Origin of the sequence: Pseudomonas sp. (assembly GCF_049645325.1) — a bacterium.
GTDB lineage: Bacteria > Pseudomonadota > Gammaproteobacteria > Pseudomonadales > Pseudomonadaceae > Aquipseudomonas.
Genome location: NZ_JBARTQ010000216.1, coordinates 1 through 7,526, shown reverse-complemented (window position 1 = coordinate 7,526; position 7,526 = coordinate 1). Strand labels below are relative to the sequence as shown.

The following is a 7,526-nucleotide window of genomic DNA, read 5'->3' as shown; positions in this document are numbered from 1 at the left end:
GCCTTATATGGCAACTACAAGTTGCGCCGCGTGTATTACTCGGCCTTCAGCCCCATCCCCAACAGCCCGAAAAGCGTGCCCCTGGCCGCGCCGCCGCTGATGCGCGAGCACCGCTTGTACCAGGCGGACTTCCTGCTGCGCAGCTACGGCTTCAGCGCCAACGAACTGTTCGAAGGCCCCGGCCATCTGGCCCTGGACATCGACCCCAAGCTGGCCTGGGCCCTGGAGCACCGCGAAGTGTTCCCCCTGGACCTGAACCGCGCCGAACCAACCTTGATCGCCCGCATCCCCGGCATCGGCCTGCGCACCACCCAGCGCCTGGTCGACCTGCGCCGCGAACGCAAGATCCGCTTCGAAGACCTGGCGCGCATGCGCTGCGTGCTGGCCAAGGCCAAGCCGTTTTTCATCACCAGCGATTACCACCCGCAGCAGGCGGAAAGCACCAGCGTGTTGCTGCGTGAGCAACTGCGCGACCGCCCGGCGCCCCAGCAAATGGGCCTTTGGGGATGATCAGCCTGGAATGCGACAACCTCTTCAGCACCTGGCGCGAACAGGCGCGCTGGTTGCTCAGCCATCAGGTCGACCCCAGCCAGGTGAGCTGGGGCGAAGCTGAAGTGGCGGACCTGTTTGCCACCGACGAGCCTGTCCCCGAGCAGCTCGGCCCGTTCCAGGCGCGGATCCCCAAGGCGTTACTGCAATTGCTGGAGTCCGCCGCCTGCTACCACGGCGGTCAGCGCTGGAGCCTGCTGTATGAAGTGCTGTGGCGCGTCAGCCATGGTGACCGCACGGCAATGCTGGCGGGTGACAAGCTGGGCAGCGAGTTGCAGCGGCGGATCAAGCAGGTGAGCCGCGAGGCCCATCACCTGCATGCGTTTGTGCGGTTTGTCGCCTTGCCGGTAGACGCAGGCGCCGAGCTGCCGGAATACGTGGCCTGGCATGAACCGGCGCACGACATTCTCAAATCCGCCAGCCAGCATTTTGTCGGGCGCATGGGGCGCCATCGCTGGATGATCGCCACGCCGCTGGACGGGGTTTATTACGACGGTGAGCAACTGATTCACCAACGCGAGTGCCCCGAAGCGTGGCGGCAATTGGCGCAGAATGTTGAAGACCCGCACAGCGCCATGTGGTTGACCTATTACAGCCACATTTTCAACCCGGCGCGGTTGAACCCCAAGGTAATGGAAGGGCATTTGCCGAGCCGGTTCTGGAAGAACTTACCGGAGGGCAAGTTGATTCCGGGGTTGATCAGCGAGGCGCGAACGGGGAAGCAAAAGGATGGGCAGGCGAAGCTGATTGGCGCCAAGCCCGGCAAGCGGATTTCAGGTGGGCTCGGTTAAAAAAATGTGGGAGCGGGCTTGCTCGCGAAGACGGTGTACTGATCGTTCCCACGCGGAGCGTGGGAACGATCTGCGATTTATGTCAGCTCAGTCGCGGTGTTCTTCACCACCGCCAACTCCGGGTGCGCCACCAACTTATCGATGTGCAACTCATCATTGTTCAACCAGGTCTCCGTCAACACCCGGTAATGCTCCATGTCGCGGCAGCGCATGCGCAGGCTGTAATCAAACGGCCCGCTGATCAACTGGCATTCAAACACCTGCGGGCAGGCTTTGACGCAGGCTTCAAAAGCCTTCTGCGCCGAGCGCCCGCTCTGATTGGACAAGGCCACCAGCACCAGCAACGACAGCCCCGGCGAAACCATCTGCACATCGATGATCGCCCCGTACCCGCGAATGACCCCGCGCCGCTCCAGCTTGCGCACCCGCTCCAGGCAGGGCCTGGGCGTCAGGTGCACCAGTGACGAGAGCTTTTCGTAGGTGATACGCCCCTGATGGCGCAACACGTCGATGATCGCCTCATCGATGCGGTCCAGCGCAGGGGAAGAGTGGGGTCCGTTGGCCTTGGTATCCATGAGTTCACTTCAAACGGTTGGAAAGAAATTGCTGCAAGCGTTCGCTGTTGGGGTGGTCGAGGATGTCGGCGCCGCCGTGTTCCTCAACCCGGCCCTGGTGCAAGAACAGCACTTGGCTGGACACCTGGCGGGCAAAGCCCATTTCGTGGGTGACCATCAGCATGGTACGACCTTCCTCGGCCAACGTCTGTATGACTTTGAGGACTTCTCCTACAAGTTCAGGGTCAAGCGCTGACGTGGGTTCATCGAACAGAATGATCTCCGGCTCCATCGCCAAGGCGCGGGCGATGGCCACGCGTTGTTGTTGGCCGCCGGACAGGAACGCCGGGTATTGATCCGCCACGCGGCCCGGCAAACCGACCTTGTCGAGGTACATCCGTGCGCGTTTTTCCGCCTCGGCCGCGCTGACATTCAGCACCCGGCGCGGCGCCATGGTGATGTTTTCCAGCACGGTCATGTGGCTCCAAAGGTTGAAGTGCTGGAACACCATGGCCAGGCGTGTGCGCAGGTTGTGCAGTTGGTCCTGATGCGGCGCACGGGTGCCTGCGCGGCCCTGGCGCATTTCGATGCTGATACCGTCGAGGGTGATGACCCCGGCGTCCGGTTGTTCGAGGAAGTTGATGCAGCGCAGCATCGTGCTTTTGCCCGAACCGCTGGCGCCGATCAGGCTGATCACGTCGCCGTGACGGGCATTCAGCGACACGCCCTTGAGCACTTCGTGTTCGCCGTAACGTTTGTGGATGCCTTCGACCTGCAGCTTGATCGCGGTGGTTTGTGGGGCTGTTTTTGCAGCGGGTTCATCAACGGGATAAGCGGCCAGGGCCTGCGCGGACTGATTCATGGGTTAGCCTCGGGTAGGAACAAGAAAACGCATCCAGCGACGTTCGGCCAGTCGAAACAGGCCCACCAGTGCAAAGGACAGCAGCATGTAGAGCAGGGCGGCGATGCCGAAGGCCTGGAACGTCAGGAACGTCTCGGCATTCGCGTCGCGGGCGACCTTGAGGATGTCGGCGACGGTGGCAGTAAACGCCAAAGACGTTGCGTGCAGCATCAGGATCATTTCATTGCTGTAGGCCGGCAGTGCACGGCGCAGTGCCGCAGGCACCACCACAAACAGGTTGAGCCGCCAGCCGTGCAGGCCGTAGGCGCGTGCCGCTTCGACCTCGCCATGGGGAATGTTACGGATCGCCCCGGCGAAGATTTCTACGGTGTACGCGCAGGTGTTCAGCACAAACGCCAGCAGGGTGCAGTTGAGTGCATTGCGGAAAAACTGGTTGAGCAGGGCGTTGTCCTGCACCACCTCCAGGCTGTACAGCCCGGTGTAGCAAATCAACAACTGGATATACAGCGGCGTGCCGCGAAACAGGTAGGTGTAGAGCTCCACCGGCCAGCGCAGCCAGAAGTGCTCCGACACGCGAGCCAGCGCCAGGGGAATCGACAGGGCGAACCCCAGCACCACCGAAATGATGAACAGCCACAACGTCATGGCCACGCCGGACAACCCCGCATCATCGCTGAACAGGTAGGCCAGGCCGTATTGCTGGAACAGTTCGATCATCGCGCCATCCCCTTGAGGCCGAGGTTGTAGCGCCGTTCAAGGCGCTTGAAGATGCGGTTGGAAAGGGTGGTGATCACCAGGTACACCAGGCCCGCGAGGATCAGGAAGTACAGCGGCTCGCTGGTGGACTTGCCGGCGTTTTGCGCGGCCTTGACCAGGTCCGACAGGCCGATGATCGACACCAGCGCTGTGGACTTGAGCAGCACCAGCCAGTTATTGCCCAGGCCCGGCAAGGCAAAGCGCATCAGTTGCGGGAACAGCACCAGGCGAAAACGCTGCCAGCGGCTCAGGCCGTAAGCGGTCGCGGCTTCGAGTTGACCCGCCGGCACGCTGAGGATCGCGCCGCGAAAGTTCTCGGTGAAGTACGCGCCGTATATAAACCCCAGGGTGATGACCCCGGCGGTAAACGGATCGATCTCAAAATAGTCCCAGCCGAAGACGTCGCTCAGGTCGTTGAGCCACAGTTGCAGGCTGTAGAAAATCAGCAGGATCAGCACCAGGTCCGGCACGCTGCGGATCAGCGTGGTGTACAGCGTGGCCGGCACGCGCAGCCACTTGGCGCGGGAGAGCTTGGCGCCAGCGGCAATCAGGCCCAGGGCGAGGCTCAGGGCCAGCGCCAGGAACGCCAGCTTGACCGTCATCCAGGTACCTTGGGCCAGCATCGGGCCGTAGCCCTGCAGGTTGAGGAGTTCGTTCATGATAAGAATCTCGCTGAAGCACAGAGATTTACGGTGGGCGCTGGCTTGCCAGCGATGGCGTCGGGTCAGCAAGTACAGCTGTACCTGAGACACCGCTATCGCAGGCAAGCCAGCTCCCACACAGTCGGCGTAGGGGTTACTCGTTGTAGATGTCCTGATCGCCGAAGTACTTCTTCTGGATCTGCGCGTAGGTGCCATCGGCCTGCACGGCGGCGATGCCTTTATTGATCAACTCACGCAGTTCTGCGTCGTTCTTGCGCAGGCCCATGGCGATGTCCAGGGGCAGGGTCGGGTCCTTGAAGGCCGGGCCGGTCTTGTAGTCGGCGCCTTCAGGTTTGGACAGGAAGTTGAGCTGGGCTTCGAGCTTGTCGGTCAGGGTCGCGTCGAGGCGGCCGTTTTGCAGGTCGGCGTAGTTCTGTTCCTGGGACTGGTAAGCCTTGATCTGTGCGCCTAGCTTGGCCAGGTGCGCGCGGGCATACGCCTCTTGCAGCGAACCTTGCAGCACGCCGACTTGCTTGCCTTTCAGGGATTCGGGGGTGTCGCCGAAGTCGGCGCTTTTGCGGGTGATCACCGAGGTCGGGCTTAGAAACAGCCGGTCGCTGAAGTCGATGACTTTTTCACGCGCCGGTGTCACCGCCATGGACGACATGATCGCGTCGAACTTGCGTGCACGCAGGGCCGGGATCATGCCATCGAACTCGTTGTGCACCCAGGTGCATTTCACCTCGAGCTTGGCGCAGATGGCGTTGCCTAGCTCGATATCGAAGCCTTGCAGGCTGCCGTCGGCGGCGACGGACTCGAAGGGCGGGTATTCGGGGAATACGCCGAAGCGGATTTCTTTCCATTCCTGGGCGTGGGCGGCGGTGGCGCACAGTGGCAACAGCAACGCGGCGAAGAGTGATCGCAGTGGAGTCATGGTGATGTCCCTATATTTTGTAATTGATGTCAGGGCAGTGAATCGCTGGGAGCAGAGAATGCTTCATGATGGTGCGTTTTTTGTGTCGTTTACCCCGTGCATAAAGCGCGAATTGCGCTGTAAAAAAGCGCAATGCAGCGGAATCGGCTGCTGCACACGCTGAATCGGCTTATCGATGGTGAAATTCCGGCCTGCCCTGAGCGCAAAGCGGCAGGCCAGAGCGGTCTCAGGCGCGCTTTTTCTGCTGTGCGCGAGGCTGTTGGGCCAGTCGGGCGAAGAGGTCCTTGGGGTCGGCGAGGTCGGGTACCAGTTCCAGTTCGCTGCCCACGTCCAGCGCTTTGGCCACGTCGAGCACGTAGCGCAGCGCCGAGTAGTCTTCGATGGCAAAGCCCACCGAATCGAATAGGGTGATTTGGCGTGCGTTCTCGCGGCCGGGTTTCTGGCCGTTGATGACTTGCCACAGTTCAGTCACAGGCGAGTCATTCGGCATGTGCTGGATTTCACCTTCAATGCGGCTCTGCGGTTCGTACTCGACGATCACCCGCGCGCGTTCGACGATGCGTCGGTCCAGCTCGGTCTTGCCCGGGCAGTCGCCGCCGACGGCGTTGAGGTGCATGCCCGGCTCGATCATTTCGTCGGTCAGGATGGTTGCGTAAGCCTTGTCCGCAGTCACCGTGGTGACGATGTCTGCACCTTTGACGGCTTCGGCCACGCTGCCAGCCAGGATCACCGTGATTGCCGGGAAGGCCTTGAGGTTGGCTGCCAGCTTGGCGGTGGCCTTGGCGTCGATGTCGAACAGGCGGATCTCATTGATGCCCAGCAGGGTGTGGAAGGCCAGGGCCTGGAATTCACTCTGCGAGCCGTTGCCGATCAACGCCATGCTGCGGCTGTTGTCGCGCGCCAGGTAACGGGCGACCAGCGCCGAGGTTGCGGCGGTACGGATCGCGGTGGTCAGGGTCATTTCTGCCAGCAGCACCGGTTTGCCGGTGTCCACATCGCCCAGGGCGCCAAAGGCCATCACGGTGAGCATGCCGGCTTGGGTGTTTTTCGGATGGCCGTTGACGTATTTGAACGCGTACAGCGACGCGTCGGACACCGGCATCAGCTCGATCACGCCCTCGGGCGAATGATTGGCCAGGCGTGCGCATTTTTCGAAGTCCTGCCAGCGCAGGTAGTCGGCGCGGATGTACTCGGCCATTTCGCTGATGCAGGTTGGCAGGCCTTTTTGCGAGACCAGGTAGCTGAGGTCGTTGACGTCGATATAACGGGTCATGGCAAGACTCCTTGAGTTATTGGAAGGTGGCGCGGGCGGGCAGGTGCACTTCCGCCAGCATGCAGCGGGCACTGCCGCCGCCGATGCGTTCGATGTTGTCGATGTTCACCACCACCGGGTGGGTGTGACGCTCCACATGCTGGCGCTGGGCCGGTTGCAGGGCGCCCCAAGCACTGGCAGACATCACCAGCAACGGCTGGCCGTCGCGGTCGTGGACTTCGAGCATGTTGCCGGCGAAGGCTTCGAGCTGGTCGAAGTCGAGGGCGAGGATGTCCTTGCCGGTGTCGCGCAGGGAGCGTTCCAGCGCCTGGCGCTCCTCGGCGTTTGGCAGCGCTTGCAGGCACACCACCGAGAGGTCGCGGCCAACGCTCATCATCACGTTGCTGTGGTAGATCGGCGCCTGGTGGCGGTCGACGGCGTGGAACACGCACAGCTGGTAGTCGAGGCGTTCGGCGAACTGGCGCAGGGCGTCGTGGTGGGTGCGCCCGGAGTGGCAGGCGTAGCTGATGCGGTGTTGGCGGTCGAGCACCATGCTGCCGGTGCCTTCGAGGAAGATGTTCTGTTGTTCCAAATGGCTCAGGTCGATCGTGCCTTTGATCGCGAAGCGTTGTTCCAGCACTTGCAGCACGCCCTTGTTGCGCTCCAGCCGTCGGTTCTGGCCTTCCATCGGGTAGAGCACCAGGCTGCCGTCGGCGTGGCTGCTCCACCAGTTGTTGGGGAAGATTGAGTCGGGGGTATGGGGCACCGGGGTGTCCTGCACCACCAGCACTTCCACTCCGTGACGGCGCAGGGTGTCAACATAACCGTCGAACTCTTCCAGCGCTTTCTGCTGTGCACTGAGCGGGTCCAGAGGTTGGCGTTGGAAGCGGTTGTTGATCGCGGTGTCCGGGTTGAAGGCAAAGCGCGCCGGGCGGATCATCAGGACAGTGTTGGTGGTTTGCATGGGTGCACGAATCCATGGGGCTGAGCTGTGGGGCTATTTTGTGCGTTGTGGCGGGGGGATCTCGGCTGATATAGCGAGGCGTCTCAGCCGGGAAAGCTGAAAAGTGGGGTGGGGCAGCCGAATCGGCTGTGGCAGAGTGGAATGCGATAAAAATGTGGGAGCGGGCTTGCTCGCGAAGGCGGTGTGTCAGTATTGAATTTGGTGACTGACACACCGCCTTCGC

Annotated in this window: 8 protein-coding genes and 1 pseudogene; 2 read left to right on the top strand and 7 right to left on the bottom strand. The window is 61.9% G+C overall.

Annotation, left to right across the window (positions count from 1 at the left end):
• Both WBB95_RS09440 and WBB95_RS09435 read left to right on the top strand, forming a co-directional pair.
• Positions 1–510 (top strand): annotated as a pseudogene (locus tag WBB95_RS09440) (putative DNA modification/repair radical SAM protein); the annotation flags it as partial.
• Complete coding sequence (locus WBB95_RS09435; protein WP_424487341.1) at positions 507–1,340, top strand: TIGR03915 family putative DNA repair protein; 834 nt, start codon at positions 507–509, stop codon at positions 1,338–1,340. The pseudogene WBB95_RS09440 and the gene WBB95_RS09435, both read left to right, overlap by 4 nt.
• Positions 1,341–1,417: 77 nt before the next feature.
• On the opposite strand, the gene WBB95_RS09430 is transcribed toward WBB95_RS09435, so the two are convergent.
• From WBB95_RS09430 to ctlX, 7 genes are all read right to left on the bottom strand, one after another.
• Complete coding sequence (locus WBB95_RS09430) at positions 1,418–1,915, bottom strand: Lrp/AsnC family transcriptional regulator (RefSeq protein ID WP_071487193.1); 498 nt, start codon at positions 1,913–1,915, stop codon at positions 1,418–1,420.
• A 4-nt stretch (positions 1,916–1,919) separates the two neighbouring features.
• Positions 1,920–2,756: an ABC transporter ATP-binding protein gene (locus tag WBB95_RS09425; RefSeq protein WP_424487340.1), complete on the bottom strand. Its 837-nt coding sequence runs from the start codon at positions 2,754–2,756 to the stop codon at positions 1,920–1,922.
• 3 nt (positions 2,757–2,759) lie between these two features.
• Complete coding sequence (locus WBB95_RS09420) at positions 2,760–3,473, bottom strand: ABC transporter permease (RefSeq protein WP_424487339.1); 714 nt, start codon at positions 3,471–3,473, stop codon at positions 2,760–2,762.
• The gene (locus WBB95_RS09415; RefSeq protein ID WP_424487338.1) at positions 3,470–4,171 is read right to left on the bottom strand and encodes an ABC transporter permease; all 702 of its coding nucleotides are present in this window, start codon (positions 4,169–4,171) and stop codon (positions 3,470–3,472) included. Before WBB95_RS09415 ends, WBB95_RS09420 begins: the two co-directional genes overlap by 4 nt.
• Positions 4,172–4,307: 136 nt before the next feature.
• The gene (locus WBB95_RS09410; RefSeq protein WP_424487337.1) at positions 4,308–5,087 is read right to left on the bottom strand and encodes an ABC transporter substrate-binding protein; all 780 of its coding nucleotides are present in this window, start codon (positions 5,085–5,087) and stop codon (positions 4,308–4,310) included.
• A 226-nt stretch (positions 5,088–5,313) separates the two neighbouring features.
• Complete coding sequence (locus WBB95_RS09405; RefSeq protein ID WP_424487336.1) at positions 5,314–6,360, bottom strand: ornithine cyclodeaminase; 1,047 nt, start codon at positions 6,358–6,360, stop codon at positions 5,314–5,316.
• Positions 6,361–6,376: 16 nt separating this feature from the next.
• Positions 6,377–7,303 carry a citrulline utilization hydrolase CtlX gene (gene ctlX / locus WBB95_RS09400; RefSeq protein WP_424487335.1) on the bottom strand — a complete coding sequence of 309 codons (927 nt, stop codon included), beginning with the start codon at positions 7,301–7,303 and terminating at the stop codon, positions 6,377–6,379.
• Positions 7,304–7,526: the final 223 nt, after the last annotated feature.